Consider the following 410-nt stretch of genomic DNA (forward strand, 5'->3'; position numbering starts at 1 on the left):
GCCATTGGCATCGGTCACCGTCACTTGCACGCTGTTGGTGTCGGTGTTGTTTGCAGCCGCACCATCATTCAGAACAATCAGGCTGCCCGCAGTGATTTCAGCCGTACCCGCATCCGCCACGAAGGTGGTGTCCACAGTACGGTCGCTGCCGTTGATGCTGGCTTTCACGGTGCTGCTGCCTGCCTGGGTGCTGGTCAGCGTCATGCTGGCCACGCCCGAGGCGTTGGTAGTAGCGGTTGGGCCGGTCAGTGCTGCCGCACCGGATTCCACGCTGAAAGTGACGACCTGATTCGGGACCAGGTTGCCGTTGGCGTCGGTGATCGTGGCTTGCACCACGTTCTGCGACGTACCGTCGGCTGGCTGGTTATCAGTGATCATCACCAACGCACCGTTGCCAATTTCGGCTGAGC

General features: G+C 61.0%; 1 protein-coding gene. It reads right to left on the reverse strand.

The window, feature by feature from the left end; genetic code table 11:
- On the reverse strand, nucleotides 1-378 hold a 378-nt coding region (locus AC6CIA_RS26425; RefSeq protein ID WP_498316104.1), incomplete at its 3' end, for an Ig-like domain-containing protein.
- Between the last annotated feature and the right edge of the window lie 32 nt (nucleotides 379-410).

The organism is Pseudomonas sp. GQ91 (assembly GCF_059758795.1).